This is a genomic window from Brevundimonas sp. DS20, assembly GCF_001310255.1.
Lineage (GTDB): Bacteria > Pseudomonadota > Alphaproteobacteria > Caulobacterales > Caulobacteraceae > Brevundimonas > Brevundimonas aurantiaca.
Window position 1 is genome coordinate 1,596,390 of the sequence record NZ_CP012897.1, and the last position, 15,068, is coordinate 1,611,457.

Annotated in this window: 16 protein-coding genes; 1 reads left to right on the forward strand and 15 read right to left on the reverse strand. The window is 64.0% G+C overall.

Translation table 11 applies throughout. The features are described 5' to 3' along the window. From JL11_RS07600 to JL11_RS17450, 15 genes are all read right to left on the reverse strand, one after another. The gene (locus JL11_RS07600) at positions 1–267 is read right to left on the reverse strand and encodes a hypothetical protein (RefSeq protein ID WP_054765130.1); all 267 of its coding nucleotides are present in this window, start codon (positions 265–267) and stop codon (positions 1–3) included. A gap of 76 nt (positions 268–343) precedes the next feature. Continuing rightward, positions 344–1,435: a CaiB/BaiF CoA transferase family protein gene (locus JL11_RS07605; protein WP_054765131.1), complete on the reverse strand. Its 1,092-nt coding sequence runs from the start codon at positions 1,433–1,435 to the stop codon at positions 344–346. A gap of 766 nt (positions 1,436–2,201) precedes the next feature. Continuing rightward, entirely contained in the window at positions 2,202–2,579 is a 378-nt protein-coding gene (locus JL11_RS17445; protein ID WP_156314168.1) for a hypothetical protein, read from the reverse strand. After that, complete coding sequence (locus tag JL11_RS07615; RefSeq protein ID WP_054765133.1) at positions 2,576–3,130, reverse strand: glycoside hydrolase family 108 protein; 555 nt, start codon at positions 3,128–3,130, stop codon at positions 2,576–2,578. The genes JL11_RS17445 and JL11_RS07615 overlap by 4 nt, the downstream gene beginning before the upstream one ends. Before the next feature lie 177 nt (positions 3,131–3,307). Beyond that, positions 3,308–3,685 (reverse strand): hypothetical protein, encoded by a 378-nt coding sequence (locus JL11_RS07620; RefSeq protein ID WP_054765134.1) that lies wholly within the window; start codon positions 3,683–3,685, stop codon positions 3,308–3,310. Then, positions 3,682–4,071, reverse strand: coding sequence for a hypothetical protein (locus tag JL11_RS07625; protein ID WP_054765135.1), 390 nt, complete (start codon positions 4,069–4,071; stop codon positions 3,682–3,684). The genes JL11_RS07620 and JL11_RS07625 overlap by 4 nt, the downstream gene beginning before the upstream one ends. A 14-nt stretch (positions 4,072–4,085) precedes the next feature. Then, a complete protein-coding gene (locus JL11_RS07630; protein ID WP_197273356.1) occupies positions 4,086–4,460 on the reverse strand; it encodes a DUF1353 domain-containing protein in 375 nt (124 codons plus the stop codon). Continuing rightward, a complete protein-coding gene (locus JL11_RS07635) occupies positions 4,457–5,116 on the reverse strand; it encodes a DUF4376 domain-containing protein (protein ID WP_054765137.1) in 660 nt (219 codons plus the stop codon). Before JL11_RS07635 ends, JL11_RS07630 begins: the two co-directional genes overlap by 4 nt. Then, positions 5,113–8,913 (reverse strand): hypothetical protein, encoded by a 3,801-nt coding sequence (locus tag JL11_RS07640; RefSeq protein WP_156314169.1) that lies wholly within the window; start codon positions 8,911–8,913, stop codon positions 5,113–5,115. Before JL11_RS07640 ends, JL11_RS07635 begins: the two co-directional genes overlap by 4 nt. Beyond that, positions 8,913–9,344 carry a DUF6950 family protein gene (locus tag JL11_RS07645; RefSeq protein ID WP_054765139.1) on the reverse strand — a complete coding sequence of 144 codons (432 nt, stop codon included), beginning with the start codon at positions 9,342–9,344 and terminating at the stop codon, positions 8,913–8,915. Before JL11_RS07645 ends, JL11_RS07640 begins: the two co-directional genes overlap by 1 nt. A 6-nt stretch (positions 9,345–9,350) precedes the next feature. Beyond that, positions 9,351–10,001 (reverse strand): hypothetical protein, encoded by a 651-nt coding sequence (locus tag JL11_RS07650; RefSeq protein WP_156314170.1) that lies wholly within the window; start codon positions 9,999–10,001, stop codon positions 9,351–9,353. After that, positions 10,001–10,591 (reverse strand): hypothetical protein, encoded by a 591-nt coding sequence (locus tag JL11_RS07655; protein WP_054765141.1) that lies wholly within the window; start codon positions 10,589–10,591, stop codon positions 10,001–10,003. Before JL11_RS07655 ends, JL11_RS07650 begins: the two co-directional genes overlap by 1 nt. After that, positions 10,591–13,272 (reverse strand): tape measure protein, encoded by a 2,682-nt coding sequence (locus tag JL11_RS07660; RefSeq protein WP_054765142.1) that lies wholly within the window; start codon positions 13,270–13,272, stop codon positions 10,591–10,593. Before JL11_RS07660 ends, JL11_RS07655 begins: the two co-directional genes overlap by 1 nt. Continuing rightward, positions 13,229–13,813, reverse strand: coding sequence for an endonuclease domain-containing protein (locus JL11_RS17155; RefSeq protein ID WP_082382630.1), 585 nt, complete (start codon positions 13,811–13,813; stop codon positions 13,229–13,231). The genes JL11_RS07660 and JL11_RS17155 overlap by 44 nt, the downstream gene beginning before the upstream one ends. A gap of 292 nt (positions 13,814–14,105) precedes the next feature. Next, on the reverse strand, positions 14,106–14,429 hold the full coding sequence (locus tag JL11_RS17450; RefSeq protein ID WP_156314171.1) for a hypothetical protein: 324 nt from the start codon (positions 14,427–14,429) through the stop codon (positions 14,106–14,108). Positions 14,430–14,503: 74 nt separating this feature from the next. Between JL11_RS17450 and JL11_RS17455 the strand changes: the two genes are divergently transcribed. After that, complete coding sequence (locus JL11_RS17455; RefSeq protein ID WP_156314172.1) at positions 14,504–15,064, forward strand: hypothetical protein; 561 nt, start codon at positions 14,504–14,506, stop codon at positions 15,062–15,064. Positions 15,065–15,068 lie beyond the last annotated feature (4 nt).

Consider the following 15,068-nt stretch of genomic DNA (forward strand, 5'->3'; position numbering starts at 1 on the left):
TCAGTAGAACAGGGTTTCGCTTTCGGGCTGAACCGACTGTTCCGAGGTCCGCTCTTGCGGCGGCGGCGGGGTCTCCTCAGGCGGCGTGGGCGCGGGATCGGTCACTTCAGGGGCGACGACTGGCTCGCCGGCGGCCTCGTCGGTCTCGGCGGGTTGTTCAACGGGGGGCTGGTAGCCGTCTTCGGGCCGAGACTGGCGATCCTCACAGCCCGCCAATGCGGACGCGGCCAGCGCTGTCGCGGCCAGAATGAAGATCGAGCGTCTCATGAAAAACGGTTCCCCTGGGTTGGTTCTGCAACGTCTGTCGCGCGGCTCCGTTCCATAGCGCCGAAAACGCCTTCGGTCATCTGGGTTCGCAGCCCCCCCAGCGCAGTATGGCCGCGTCGAGCGGAAGGGGCGGCGGATTTGCGACCGTAGAGGGCTGGTCGTCGAAGCGGGGCGCCGGGGCCGGGGCGCCGTCTTCGAATGTCCCACGGGCTTGATTGTGCGGATGAGCCGGCGCCTCGCCCAGGCTCAGCACGGGGGTGACGCAGGCCTCCGTCCCCGCGAAATGCTCCGCCCAGTCGTCACGGTTCCGGGCGGCGAACAGGGCGGCGAAGCGAAGATGGAGATCCGGCCATGCGAAGGTGTCGTACTGAGGCGCTTCGGCGGGGTCGATCCCCAGACCCGAGAGCAGGGCGAGATAGAAGCGGGGCTCCAGCGCCGCGACCGCCACATAGCCGCCGTCCCGGCAGATGTAACACCGATAGAAGGGCGCGCCGCCGTCCAGAAGGTTGGAGCCGCGGCGGTCGTTCCACAAGCCCTGGGCGCGCAGGGCGTGGAACAGGCCGCCCAGCAGGGCGGTCCCGTCCGTCATGGCGGCGTCCACGACGCGTCCGCGCCCGGTGGTTCGGACCTCCAGCAGGGCCGCCAGAACGCCGACGACCAGCATCATCGCCCCGCCGCCGTAGTCGCCGACCAGATTCAAGGGCGGCGTCGGCGGTCGGTCCGGCGACCCCATGGCGTGAAGCAGACCGGTCAGTCCGATGTAGTTCAGATCGTGTCCGACGGCCTGGGCCAAGGGGCCGCTCTGTCCCCAACCCGTGATCCGCCCGAACACAAGGGCGGGGTTTCGGCCCAGCAGATCGGCCGGACCATAGCCCAGACGTTCCATGACGCCGGGACGAAAACCCTCGATCACGGCGTCGGCGGACTCGACCAGGCTCAGAACCCCGCGCCGGTCCGACGCAGACTTCAGATCGACCGGCACGGCGGCGCGATTGCGATGAAGGACGGCGCCGCCCACCTCGGAAAAGACGGCCGAAGCCGCCGCTTCCGAGCGGGTGAGGCGCAGCACCTCGGCCCCCATGTCGGCCAGCATCATGCCCGCGAAGGTGACGGGCCCCAGTCCGTCGAATTCGAGGATGCGAAGTCCGTTCAGCGGTTTCATATGCATTGAGTAGCAGACCCGGTCTTGACCGGAAGGGCGGATTGCAACAGAAGGCGCCCTTCGACGGTTTGGGCCAGGCCCGAACGTCGCGCGGTGCGTCCTTAGCTCAGTTGGTTAGAGCATCTGACTTTTAATCTGGACGTGTTGTTGATTTCGTTCGTGTTTTTGCACAAACCGATCTATTTTGACTTCTAGTCAATTCAGTTGGTTATGGTGGCGGCGCAAACCGAAACTGACAGCTAGACACAGCAAAACGCCCCCGGCGTGAACCGAGGGCGCTTACTATGACCGGCGATCAACTCCGGCCAGCCTGCCGAGGCAGGTCTTACTGCGAGGCCGGGCTTGATACCGGCTATTGCTAGGGGCTTCAGGGCCTCCGCAATGGAGGGCAACTCCCTTACCAGCCGCCGCGCTTCCTTCAGCGCCGCTCGCCCCTGAATCATGCCTGATCTATGGGGGATTGCAAGGGTCCAGACGTGACGAAACCCCCGCCCTCCGAAGAGAGCGGGGGCTCGAATACGGAGCCGGGGCTCGACGCTAGATGGTTTCGGTCGCCATGTGGCTCTCCTATCCCGGCAAGAGGCGGCGCCACCACGGCCGCTCAATCTGTCGAATGGCCTGGGCGTCTCGCTTCTCGCAAGCCGTCACGATCTCCACCACGTCCGACGTGCGACCGTTGGCGCGGGCGAGTTGCCCGGTTTGCTCGATCCCAAATACCTGCCAATCGGCCTCCACGGCGTCGGGCGTCGGCAGGGCGGCGGACGGTACAGGATCAGTCCACCCGGCCGGAATCAGAGAGGAGCATCCTACAGTCGGGGCCTGCACTCGGATTGACCCGGCACACGCCCCGGCGAGCGGCGAGATTAGCAGCAGAGCGATCAGGGGCTTGACGGACATCGGTCGTTCCTTTCGTTACGGCTTGGGTGATCTGGTCGTTTCGGGCGTCAGCCCTGTCGCGAATGCCGCTGGCGTCTTGAGCGGCTCCGGTGCGGCCTTCGGCCATTGTCTGGCCTGCCTCTGCCTTCCGGGCGTCGTCTCGGGCGCTGCACACGTTCAGGACGGCCAGGATCAGGCACAGGGCTATCGCAGCTACAAACAGGGCGAGGATGGCCCTGGCGGCGCTGTCTGCGCCCTTCAGCCACGCGATCACGCGGCCATCTCCACTCGCGTTCGAAGCCAACCGTAAACGAAGCTCTCGTTTGCGGCCCGGCCTTCGGCGAGCGAGATGTAGCGTTCGGCCTGGAGCCCGTTCAGGCCCTTTAGGATCACGGCTTCGCCTTCCTTGCCGCGAATCCGCAGGAAAGCCTCAAGGGCGCGGATGGTGGCAGGGCCGACATCGCCATCCACCTTCAGATCTGCATAGTCCTTGCCCTGGCGGTTCAGGGCGTTCAGGCACCGTTGAAGCATGGTCGAGGCGACCGCAGGCCCCATGTTGATCCCGGTGTCGAACATCTCTTCCGCGATGCGTTCGGAAAGGGTGGCGATGCGATCGAAGCCGGGGGCGGTCCAGTATTGCGCCCGATAGATTTCGATGGCCTGGGCTCGCGTCATCGTCCGCATGGCCCCGGCGTAGCCAAAGCGGCGCGCTGTACCGACGGTGATCCCCCAAATGGTTTCCCCGCCCCGGTCGTCAGGATGGTTTACGTAGCCGCCTTCACGGCCCAATACGCCCTCGATGAGGCGCGCGAATACGTCGCTCATGGTCAGTCTCCAGATTGTTGGGATTGATGCGAACGGCGTTCGCGTGTCAGCCTATCCGCATGAACCGGCGCGACAGGACGGATTGGGTGCTTTGCATCGGCTTGGCGGTCGTTCTTTTGGCCGGCGCCGCCTTGACGGTTGCGAGCTGGTTCTAGCGGCGTTCGCGAACCCGGTTCGTCAGTCGCCCGTCTCGACCGTCAGCCCGGCCGGACCGGCCTTGGCCTCGACCCGCTTCAGACCGCCGGACGCCAGCCGAAACACCACCACGCCCAGGATGGCGACCAGAGCCCCGGCGATCCAGGCCAGAGCCTGAACCCGGACGGCGGCGACCTCATCGGGCCATTCAGGCAGGCCCAGCCAGCGCCAAGCCGGCGCCGAGGCCAGGGCCGCCACGATCGACATGATCATAACCGACAGGGCGGGCCCGGCCCAGGCCAGCATCTTGACCGCCGCTTCCGGCGGCCGGGCGACGACCGAGGCGGCCTCGGGCGTGTCGGCCCCCTTGGTCGCGGCGGCGACGGCCTCCATGGCCTTGGCGGCTTCCGGGTCGGTCATGGCTTTCTCCTGCGGCGGGGCGGGACGACAGAGGCGGTCCCGGCGGCTGGGTCTATGGCGGTGAAGGCGCCCGGCTGCGTCGCGTCCGACAGGTCGTAGCCGTTCTTGCGCAGAATGCTCTCCAGGCTCAGCGATCGTTGCTGCTCCTGACGCAGTTCGCCCTCCAGCCGCTGGATCTCCTGACGCAGCCCGTCCACCTCTTCGCGCAGGCCCGCGACGGTGTTCTCCGCCGCCTTGTTCAGCGCCTCTTGCAACTGGGCCGCCGCGCCCAGGATGGCGGCCTGGCCCGGCCGGCGACCGTTCAGCCAGGCCCAGAAGCCGGTGATCCCGGCGCCGCCGCCGGCCGCGACCAGCAGTTCCACGATGTCGCGGGCGCGTTCGGGCATCTCGCCTCCAGGGTTCAATATCGGCTGAAGTTCAGGGCGACGGCGAAGAGGCAGATCAGCCGCCAGCCCAGTGGCACCCGATCGACGCCCAAGGCTTCGAAGAAGACGTAATCGCCCAACAGTTTCGGCCATCTGCGGTCGGTCCGCATCCGATCATGGACGACGGCGGATCTGGCGATCTGATCCGACAGCCTCATCCCGGCCGCCGTGCGCGCGAACCAGACGGGCAGGCTGGCCAGGTCCGTACAGAACCCCTCCGGGGCGGTGATCGTCCATCCCGATCCCAGGAAGCCGATTTCATAAGCCAGCGGCGAGGTGAGGAAGTAGACCGGGCGGGCGTTCTTGATCTCGCCGGTTCGCTCCCAGGTCGCCTCGGTGAAGCGGCTCACGACGGTTCTGGCCATCCCGCCAGGATGTCGACTGATGCCGGGTCTTCCGCCGCTCGGATGGCGCTCTTCAGTGCGCCGCCGTGGAACAGCAACGCCTCGCCATATGCCGTCATGGTCGCTAATACCTGCAACACCTGCGCCGCATTCGTCTGGATATTCCAGTTGTCCTCAGCCCTAATGGGCAGGATTGTTTCAGGCGCGCCGCCGACCACTGCCGTCAACGCCGCGCCTTGCAAGGTTTGCCAGTTTGAACGGTCCAGGGGGCTCATCTGGAGACGGCGCTCGCCGGCTTGGATCTCGTCTCCGCTGTCATCGACCGCTTGCGTCTCTCCGAAGTCATAGATGAAATCCAAAGCGAGACGGCGATCACGCTCGGCATCAACGGCCATGCAAAGGCGCGCCACCACCTCTTCCGGCGTCAGGGGTTCCGGCGGCGTCAGAGTGGACGCCATGGTGGCGGAAAACCGCATCGCTCGCTCGAGCGATGCCGGCAAGCCGGCCGGGTACAGCGCTGGATTGACCCCGACCGCTGACAGGATGGCTGAAATCTCTGAGAATCGAGAACGGATCGCCTCTTCTACGGCGGCCTTGGTTCCAAATGACGCAGGCAAATCAGTCATGAGAATTTCCAGTTCTGAACAGAGATTGACGATCACGCCACGGGAGAGGTCTTCAGTGTGACCTCTACGGTTGACTGCCCGTTCTTGCTGACCGGCCCGCTGCCGCGCACCTTGACGCGATAGGTCGGATAGGAGCCCTGGACCGGGGCGAAGGTGTAGACCAGGGGATCTTCCGGCAGGCCCGATCCCACGGACTTGGTCGCCAACACGGTTTCGACGCCGCCGCTGCTGACGCCGACCACGTCGGCCGTGACGATCGGTGCGGTTACGTCGTCTTCACTGGTGCTGGTCACGGACGCCTCGACCAGGACCGTACCCGTGGACGTCAGCTGGGCCGCCGTCGTCGAAGATGTGGTCCGGAAGACTGTCACCGTGCCGGCGGCGAAGCGCGCGGCAACCGTGACGACGACATTGTCAAACACGTAGGGCGCCGTCGTCATCCGGCCATTAAGGCCGTTCGCTGTGGTCATGGATCCGATCGCGATGCTGGAGGGACCCCACCATTCCAGCAAGTTCCCACTTGCGCCGAACGGAGCGCCGAAGGCGAGGACACGGATATTGGGACCAACAGTCGTCTGAAGCGTGTCGGTCGCGTCGTCGAAAACGGTGTTGTCGCCCCAGAAGATATAGGGCGCGTCGATCGCCACGTAGCTTCCAGCCGTGGACGAGACGAGGGCGAACCGGGCGGGCTTGCCCCCCGTCGCCGCCGCGATCAGCTGGTAGGAGGCCAGCGCCTGCTGGGTCTCCAGATCGATGATGGCGAGGGACTGTTCGGTGACGGAGGCTTCGATCACAGCTTGGCTCGCGTCGGCGCTGTATCGACTCGCAGGCAGCGAGCCACGCTCGGTCTTCACCTGTCGGACGGCGATGTAGGATGGGTTACTGTTCTGAGCCTCTACGATGAACCGGCTGCGCACCCGGACGGTCCCTGCTGGCGTCGTGAACGACACCGCATAGGCGTTTCGGTTGGCGTCATCTGGTGAAAAGTCATGCGAACCGTAGATGGGGTTCTGGTCGCCATCCCCTCCGGGAACGAGGTTGCCGTTGCCATCCAGACACTGGATGTCGAAATAGCTGCGATCCTGCGCCGCGAGGCCCAAGACGACAGCATCCCCCGTAATCGTGAATGATGTGGACCCGACCGCGGTCACATTATCCCACTCTAAGATGTATGTTCCGCCGCCGAATGGGCCAATGCGGATGATCCGACCCCAGCTGGTATCTTCGGCGAATAGAGCCAGCGGCGTCACCACGCCGCCCCCGCCGATATGGATGCAAGAAATCCCTCGCAAACCCAGCTCGCCCGAGCCGTTCGCTAGCATGTTGGGACGATTACGGCTGCTGGCGCTGACCTGCTGGATCGCCTGCGCCCGCGCGCCTGTCTCCGTCGCGAGCGCAAGCTCCAGATCGATGATGTCGGCTTCTGTGTTCGCCGTGCGCGCCGTCAGCGCATTCACGGACTCCACGCTGGCCTTGTTGCCCTGAAGGTCCAGATCGACCGACTTCAGGTTTTGGATTTGGCCCAGCAGGGAAGGAGCGCCGTCCCGCGCCGCCGTCACCTCGCCCCTGAGCGTGTCGTACTCGCTGAGCGCGACCTTGCCGTTTTCCAGATCGACGAGGGCCAGCGCTTGGCTGGCGTTGACGGCCTCCGCGTTGTCGATCCGCGTGATCTGCGCATTCAGCGATGAGACGGACGCCTTGTTCGCATCCAGGCTTGCGGTCTGGGTCTCCAGCGTGTCGGCGCGGCTGTCGAGTGAGCCGATGGCCGAACCGAGCGCCGCATCCGCCGCTTCCAGATCGGCGCGGGTGTCTCCGATCAGCTCCGACACATCGAAGATGTCGCCGAACGCCGCAGCGATGTCCGCCTTGATCTGGTTCAGGCCAGGGGCGTTGGGGTCAACGTCGTCCGAGATCAGCTTGCCGTTCAGCCACAGCCCGATCAGCAGCCGCTCAGAGGAGTTCTGGTTTCGGATGTAGGTAACACCGACCCAATAGTAGCGGTCGGGCTGGCCGGTGAACGGGATTTGCGTGACCGTTGGCGCGTAGGTACCCAACGATTGCCAGTCTGCGCCGGCGGGAGGCGGATCGTTCGGATCGACTCCAGACGGCACTTCCCAGACAGCGAACTCCACAGCGGTCGCCGTCTCGTTGGAGACGATGCCGCCCAGGTCAAATCCGGGAAGCTGGCCGCCGCCGGGAGCAGGGGGGCGGGGGACGATGGTCCAGTCGCCGATCTGTGGCGGGGTGACGTAGGTGGGGTCGACGGCCTCCAACGCAGGCGGCGCGGGCGGGTTGGGAGCCTGACCGAAGGCGAACGCGTACTTGCCGTCGCTCTCCGAGACGAAGGTCACGGTGTGGACGCCCGTCATGGCGTCATAGTTCGTCTCCAGGCAAAGGCACTTCAGCCCGTTCAGGACGAACTCAGGCTCGATGATGGTGAAGGCCGAACCGGGCTGGATGCCCTGCATGTAGGGCTTGAGCGGGATGCGGCCCCGGATGCCCTCGCGGGTGTGCGCGACGGCCAAGCACATCAGCTCCGCCGCCTGCTTGGCCCGGTCGACATAGCTGTAGGTCACGGGGACCGACCGCTCACGTCCCCCATCCTCTTCAAGCCACTCGGGGGCCGAGACCTGCCCGAGAGCGGTCATTTTCCAGCCGTCCGCCTCCGAGAGGTAAGTCGGGACGCCGGTGTTCTTGCGCTGGGTGAAGCTGGCGCCGGTGTCCAGTTCGATGGGGCCGGCCGTGTCCGCCGCTGAGATCGTGGCGACCGAGACGCGCGGGGCCGCCCTGTGGATGCAGGACTCCTTGCCGCCGCGCTGGATGTAATAGGCCCCTCCCGCTTGCAGGAATGCGTCGAGTACCTGGGCCTTGTCGTCGTCCGTCGAGGGCCAGGCGGCGCAGGTCCAGCCGTGGGCGTCCGCGATGTTGGCGGCTTCGGTGAAGGCGGCAAGGTCGATGTTCTCGACCTTCACGCCCATGCCGCCGACCTGAGTATCCAACTGAGGCGCGCCGCCATGGTCAGGCCCTTCCCACAGGCCTAGAATCCATTTCACCGCCCAGAGGATCGGGTTCGCGGTGTAGGTCCACGTCGTCGGCTGATCGAGCCTGTGAGGGCCGGAACCGCCCGGATAGGTACTGTCCAGCCGCCAGTCATAAGCCTTCAAGCCCCGGATGACGTGACGGGGTTTCGGCTGTTGACCCTTGTATGCCGACTGCTTGCTGTTCTCCGACAGCGTCAAGATGAACGCGGCCTTGCCCGACAGCTTGTGGCTGGCGCCCCAATTCGGCAGCGCCGCGCCGCCCTCAAGGCCCGAAGGCGAGGCGAGATAGGACGGCTCCGGCTGATTGCCGAGCTGCGTCCGCCGCCACATGACGTTGGCGTAGTAGGAGCTGTTCGCCTTGCCCGAGCCGTCGAACGTCACCGGCACGTCGTTGGCGGTGAAGCTCTCGAATGCGGTGATCGGCCCGGCGTCGGACACCACGGTGACCGCGCTGAAATACATGCGGTCGTTGGGGCCGTAGGCCTTCTTGTGGCGAAGATCGCCGCCGACCGCGATCCGACCAGCCGCGAAGTGCATCGGGCCGTTCGGGTCGCCTACCCAACCCAGGGCGTTGCCCGCCGTCGAAACCTTTGGCTGGGACAGCGCGCCGCCCACGCTGGACACCAGCGAGCCCACGGTCACGAGGGTAGAGGCCGAAACAGCGAACGAGCCAACGGCCACAGAGGCCGTGACTGCGGTACCGAGCGCGAGGCCGGCAACTGCGCCGACACCCGTCGCAACAGCACCGACAATCAGGATGGCGGTGCCGACCGCCTTCAACGCCTTAGCCATCAGGGCACCATCCAGACGCGTTCGGGAACGAAGTCGTCCGCCAGCCTGATCGTCACCCCGACCTCGGCCCCGTCCTGGTAGCCGCTGACATAGTGGTCACCGAGATAGACGGCGATGGAGCAACCGAAGCGGTCGTCGCTCGGAAGGGACAGGAGGTCAGCCGGGCGGATCATGGCGAACGGGATCACCAGCAGGCCGGCGGCATCGACGCCCTGATCCAGGGACGTGTGGCCGAGCTTGCGCATCGCCTTGTAAGCACCCGTCAGCGAGCCCCACTTCACACCCTTTAGGATGGACGTGGACTGCTTCCTCAGGTGCATGACGTAGCGGGCCTGGCGGACGCAATCGTACTGCTTGAAGTCCAGCGGCTTACCGACGAAGCGGTCAGCACAAAGCTGGGCGTCATGCACCCTCTGATCCCAGATATTCATGGGGCCTCAGTGTTTCTGATTGAGGAAGCTGATCCCGCTCAGGATCGGGTTGCCCGGATAGAACGAGCCGCCGCCTCCCGACTGGATCGCGCCCTTGGGGGCTTCCGTGCGCCAGTAATCGTCATCGGTCAGGCGGGAGACATTGGCGTGGCCCAGCTCGCCCCAGATACGGCGATGGGTGGCATCGTTGGCCCGCCAGTCGGTGTTCGGGATCAGCTGAAGCTCGCCCTCGGTGCCGCATTCGACGATGATCGACCACCCGGACTCGTCCACGGACCACACGCCGAAATCGAACTGGCCCTGGAACTTGAGAAGAGGCTGACCGATCAGGGCGCCCGACACAGGATCAGCCGCGCCCTCCCACCATTGGACGAGGCCACCCTGATTCAGCGGATTGGCGATGTCCTCAACGGCCTGCTGGCTGTCAGCGTTGATGGTCAGCGAGACCCGCGTCGTCGTACCCGATCCGCCTTCGGTCATGGAGCCGACGCTTTCCAGTGCGCCGATGCCGTCCTGCTTTCCGAGGTAAAGTTCGCCCGCATAGACGGCGAAGCCGCCATCCTTCAGGCGGACCACGCCAGATTTAAGTTCCATCCGTACCAGTGTGCAGACGGTCGGTGCTGGCTGCTGTAAGGCCGCCTTGTAGGCAGTATCCATCAGGCCACCTCCTCAATGGAGAAGCTGACGCCGATGGCGGGCAGGGAGCCCATCGACCAGGACTGACCGGGCGGGATCAGGCCCTCGATCACCGGCTTATTGAGGATGATCTGATGACCGTTCACTCCAGGGCGCCGGAGCATCTGCGTCAGGGTCAACGTGGCGATCCCGCTGCCGTTCGCCGTTACCTCGGCCGCCGTCTGGTAGAGGAAGCGCTGCGAGCCATAGATGACGTTCAGCCACTTCCCCTTGCGGATCAGGACGCCGGGCGTCAGGCCCTTGATCGGCAGCGAAGTCCCGGCGGCCGAGCCGTTGACCGTCGGCGTGGCGCCGTAGTTCTCGGCAGGAAAGTGCTCGGGAACGGGAACGCGGACGGCCTCCTTCTTCCCCCGCACGAGGTCCGCGACAAGGCCGGGGCCGCAGTTGGCCGCATCCACTGCCGGAACGTTGACATCCATCGCCCAGCGGTCGCCCATGCGATGACGAACCATGCTGTCGCCGTTGATGGCCGAGCGGAGGATGTTGGACGCTGTAATCTCGCGCAGATCGTGGGTCGTCTGCCTTGGCAGGGGTTGGAGATCGAAAGCCATCAACCCCTCCGGTAAGGTGCAATGCGCTGGGCGTTCTGGTTGTCGGCGCGTCCCTGAGCGATGGCCGCCGACGCCGCGACGAAGCCGACAGGCTGGGCTGCTGACGTGGAGAGGGCGATGAAACTCTCTCGCTCCGGCACGACAATCACGCGGTGCTCGACAATGCCGCCTCCGCGCACGCCACCGGTCTGAAGCCCGCGCATCTGTCCGTTCGTCAGAACCGATCCGTTCATCCCAGGGACAAACCACTCGCTTTGCGGGTTGTTGTGGTTGATCTTGTAGGCGCGGCCGGCCGTGACAGGACCGCCAGTCGCACGGGCGCCGCCGCTGAAGAAGGAACCGATGCCCGAGGCGATGGAGCCGAGAAAATCGCCGCCCTTGTCGTTGTTCATCAGCGACTTGAAGACGTTCGCGAACATATTCTCTAAGTTCTCGAAAGCGGCGCGCTTGAACGCATAGCCTGCGGCTGACCAAGGGTCGTCAGCAGCGATCACATCCACAAAGGTCCGGGCGGCGTTTTCGGCGGTATAGTTCATGTCGCCATCCGCGGCGGCCTGATCGAACTGCAGCTGCTCCGCAACCGCCAGACCGACACCGGCAACGCCGAAGCGCTCGACGTACTCGGCAATCCGCTGGCGCAGGGCCGCTTCACGCTCAAGACGTCGGATGGCGCTTTCGTCCCCCCGTAGCCGAGCGATCTCCAACTCGGCGCTGTGCTGGCGCTCAGTCCAGTCCGCCGCTGCGCGTTTCAGATCGGCCTCACGTTCAAGGCCCTCGCGAATACGCGCTTGTGTCTTCTCGCGCTGCTCTGCGACATCCTCGGCTTGATTTTCCGCCGCGATCAGATTGAGAGCGCGTTGTTCGGCGTCTGCATAGCCAGCCTCACGGTAGCGCTCAGTCGCCTCGATTATCCGCTGACGCTCCTCCTCGCGCTTGATGGCTGCCTCGTCACCAGTGGCGCGAACGCGGGCCAAGTCTTCCTCAAGCGATAGGCGTTCACGCAGGTCTGACGTGCGGTCAGCGCCGGATGATCCGGCCGACGATCCAGCACCCGTTGATGCAGGTGCGGCGGCAACGCTGCCAGGTCCGCGAGGATTTTCAATGTCCTCCATCGCGCTTTTCAAGCGCTCATAGGACTGGATAGCTGTGTCCGCTTCCTCACGGGCTCGAACAGCAAGCGATATTGCACCTTGAGCGGAAGACCGCGCCCCACCCACCAATGCCGCCCCCGCGTTCGACCCGGCGTTGGTTCCGACATCGCGACGGGTCTGACCCGAACGCTGGATTGCCTGATCGGCTTGGCGACGCGCCGCCACTGCTTCGTCGATCTGCTGCTGGGCCGTTACCTTGAGCGCACGTATCTTCTCCAGCGTATTGGCGCGCTGAGCAGCAGTCTCGCGTTCCAATGCTGCGCGGTTTTTATCAGTTGCCTCCCGCTCACGGTCCTTGGCCTTTCGGTAGGCCTCTATCGCTTCATCCGCATCACCGACGACCTTGTCCAACTCGCGCGCGGCGATGGCCGTGGTGTTGTACCGGGTGGCGAGAATGTAGAGGCCAGCGGCGAGCGCTGCAACGACGGTCACGACCAATCCGACAGGGTTCGCCGCCATCGCCGCGTTGAGCGCGATTTGGGCGCCGGTCGCGCCGGTTTGGCGGGCTTGGAGCCGGATGAGGGCGGCCTGATAGGCGATGTTGCTCGCGGTTGCGAGCGCGGTTTTAACCGCTGCTGTCGTCAGCGAAATCGCGTAGGCACCGCCGATCAGCGAGGCGAGCGTGATCACTACCGGAATGATGGTGTCGAGATTTTCCGCCAGTCCCTGGATGCCCTGCGCCACTTTCTGCGAAGCCGAAAGACTTTCGTCGGCGCGGCCGATGTACCTACCGAACTCGTTATCGAGCGTTTGAAGGGCGCTGCTGATGGTGGTTGCCGCACCCTCGGCTTGTTTCTGTATCTCGGGGAAGCCCTTTAGCAGGGCTTGGAAGAACTCTTGGCTAGTGACCTTGCCAGCCTTCACCGCCTCGGTCAGTTTCGCCACGTCGCCGCCGAAGCGATCTGATCCCTTCGCGGCGGCCTGTAGCAGCACCGGAAGCCCGTCGATCAGGGAGTTGTATTCTTCGGCTTGGACTTTTGCGCCGCCCAAGACCTGGCCTAACTGAAGCAGCGGGCCGGACGCGGCTTCGGCCGACGTGCCCTGCACCTTCAGCGCGGCCGCCGTTCCTGACACCAGGGCCAGAAGCTGTTCCTCGCTGGCGCCCAACCTTTGACGGGAAAGCGAGGCGCGCTGATAGAGTTCAGCCGTGGCCTGCACCTGAAGGCCGTTCCGGTTCGCCGTCTCGTATAAGGCATCCTCGACCCTTTTAAGATTTTCTCCCTCAAGCCCGGCCGCCCTAAGGCGGTTTTGCAGGCCCGTGTATTGGTCCGCATACCGGGCGACCTGCTGCGTCGTGAACAGCCCCGCGAGGATGCCCGACAGGCTGGCGATCTCGGCACGGAAGCTGTCGCCAATCGGCGCGAACATCCGCTTCGAAATGGTCTCGGTGTCTCGCTGGATCGCGTTGAGCGCTTTGCGATTATCGGCCTGTCCCGCGTGCAGGGACTTGTTCAGTTTCCGCATCGTCGCATCGAACTGAGACGCGTTAGCCTCGACCCTTACTAGAAGCCTTTCTATCTCGTCGGACATTTATATTCACCGCCTCCGCGTGTTCTGGCTGAACGGAAAGATATAGAACCGCCCTAGCAAGCAGCGATATGGAGTCTTTGAAGTTACCGACGCCGAAATTGCAATCTGCGCAAAGTGAACCCCGCACCTGACCGGTCGCGTGGTTGTGGTCGATCGAAAGCGGCTTCTTCTCGCCGCAGATGGCGCACCCATCATCATGTGCCGAATGGAACGCGGTCACATCCTCAGCGGAAAGCCCGTATTTCCGCCTCATGTTGTAGCACCGATAGAGATCGAGCATTTTCTGGCGGTTATTTGCCGCATACTTACGCGAAGCCGCGCGCTGACGGTCTCTGAACTCTTTGCTCTCGGCCTTTTTCTCTGCTCGCCACGCATCGGTGCAAGCCTTGCATGCCGATTGGAGGCCATTTTTCTTGTAGGATGATTTGTAGAAAGCAGATCTGGACAGCCCCGCCTTGCAGCGGGAGCATGTGACGACATCCCCCATGTTGACTGCTTTTCGTCCAGGCGGCACGCGTGTGCTATTGGCTGGGGAAGCCATGACGTGATCCTCTTGCGATCCGTTGCGGTTAGGGCCGAAGGAGAAGTTGGCGCTTCCCTCCGGCCCGTCTTTTATGTTATCGCGTTATCATGAAGTCAAGCGGTGATAACAAAAAATCGAAGCGCGGCCGTCCAGCTACTGGGACCGGGACATTGATTGGCGTTCGACTTCAGCCCGATCAGCTAGCCAAGGTGGATGACTGGATTGATCGCCAGCCCGCGCCAAAACCCACGCGACCGGAGGCGTTGCGGGCGGGGATCGAGGCGCTGATTAGGCTCGGCGGACTGGACGGCTAATCACAGCCGATCCACAGCACCTCAAAATAGCGCTTTGCCTCCTTATCATCTTCGCCGGTGCCTGTAGGTTCGAGCGAGACAACATTCGGCCCCGTTACAAAGCGCTGGAACCCGGCGTAGGCGCCATAGGCATTCTTGCCGTTCACTTCACCGCAGACCCAACCATCGTTGACGCGGCTGGCCCTGAACTGCGCACTGGCGGGGTCACGAAGCTGTTCAGCGACACGCTTTTGAGCCGCATGAATCTGCTGTTGCTCCGAGCCAGGCACCCATTGGCACGCTCCTAGTCCGACAAGAGCACCTAGAAACCAGAGCCTCATCACCGTCCTCCGAACGCCGTCTCGACTCAGAGACGAACCACAAGCTACCGTTGAACTAAGCGGGAGGGAGCGCAATGGGGCTTTTGTCATGGCTATTTGGTCGGGCCGACAGCGCAGCAGGATGGAAGCAGTCGGAAGCCGGGAACGACACCATGATTTCTGGCGGAAGCCGCGTCACGGTGTTTCAGGATGGATCGGCATGGAAGTTTTGCCTTGCCAATGCAAACGGAGACGATGATCCGTTTTTCTCTGAAACGTACACGACAAAGGAAGCAGCCGTACACGAGGCGCTCGCCATGATCAGTGGCGAACGCTCGCTCTATAAGAGCAACCGGGAAAAACGCGAAGAACAGATCGCTGCGGGTCTTCCGGCATGGATCGAGAGGGATCGTGAAAAGCTCGAAGCCGCTGAGAAATCCGTCGCTCGTCTCCGCGCGGCCGATGTGCGCAAGGCCTCTACCCTCGGCAATCTCCGAAAACGTCTCCTCTCGGGACTGCGTTCAGCATACAGCATTCGTAACCATGCGTCGGAAGACCATCGCCACAACGCTGCGGCAGAGGCCTTGATCGCAGGGTACGACGCACTCCTTGACGATATTGCGAAGATCGAACCGACAGACCAGATTAAGACCTAGCCGC

What these genes read in the sequence shown, in the direction of transcription:
- JL11_RS07600 (WP_054765130.1), bottom strand. Translation starts at nt 267, where the DNA reads ATGAGACGCTCGATCTTCATTCTGGCCGCGACAGCGCTGGCCGCGTCC.
- JL11_RS07605 (WP_054765131.1), bottom strand. Translation starts at nt 1,435, where the DNA reads ATGCATATGAAACCGCTGAACGGACTTCGCATCCTCGAATTCGACGGA.
- JL11_RS07615 (WP_054765133.1), bottom strand. Translation starts at nt 3,130, where the DNA reads ATGAGCGACGTATTCGCGCGCCTCATCGAGGGCGTATTGGGCCGTGAA.
- JL11_RS07620 (WP_054765134.1), bottom strand. Translation starts at nt 3,685, where the DNA reads ATGACCGACCCGGAAGCCGCCAAGGCCATGGAGGCCGTCGCCGCCGCG.
- JL11_RS07625 (WP_054765135.1), bottom strand. Translation starts at nt 4,071, where the DNA reads ATGCCCGAACGCGCCCGCGACATCGTGGAACTGCTGGTCGCGGCCGGC.
- JL11_RS07640 (WP_156314169.1), bottom strand. Translation starts at nt 8,913, where the DNA reads ATGGCTAAGGCGTTGAAGGCGGTCGGCACCGCCATCCTGATTGTCGGT.
- JL11_RS07645 (WP_054765139.1), bottom strand. Translation starts at nt 9,344, where the DNA reads ATGAATATCTGGGATCAGAGGGTGCATGACGCCCAGCTTTGTGCTGAC.
- JL11_RS07650 (WP_156314170.1), bottom strand. Translation starts at nt 10,001, where the DNA reads ATGGATACTGCCTACAAGGCGGCCTTACAGCAGCCAGCACCGACCGTC.
- JL11_RS07655 (WP_054765141.1), bottom strand. Translation starts at nt 10,591, where the DNA reads ATGGCTTTCGATCTCCAACCCCTGCCAAGGCAGACGACCCACGATCTG.
- JL11_RS07660 (WP_054765142.1), bottom strand. Translation starts at nt 13,272, where the DNA reads ATGTCCGACGAGATAGAAAGGCTTCTAGTAAGGGTCGAGGCTAACGCG.
- JL11_RS17155 (WP_082382630.1), bottom strand. Translation starts at nt 13,813, where the DNA reads ATGGCTTCCCCAGCCAATAGCACACGCGTGCCGCCTGGACGAAAAGCA.
- JL11_RS17450 (WP_156314171.1), bottom strand. Translation starts at nt 14,429, where the DNA reads ATGAGGCTCTGGTTTCTAGGTGCTCTTGTCGGACTAGGAGCGTGCCAA.
- JL11_RS17455 (WP_156314172.1), top strand. Translation starts at nt 14,504, where the DNA reads ATGGGGCTTTTGTCATGGCTATTTGGTCGGGCCGACAGCGCAGCAGGA.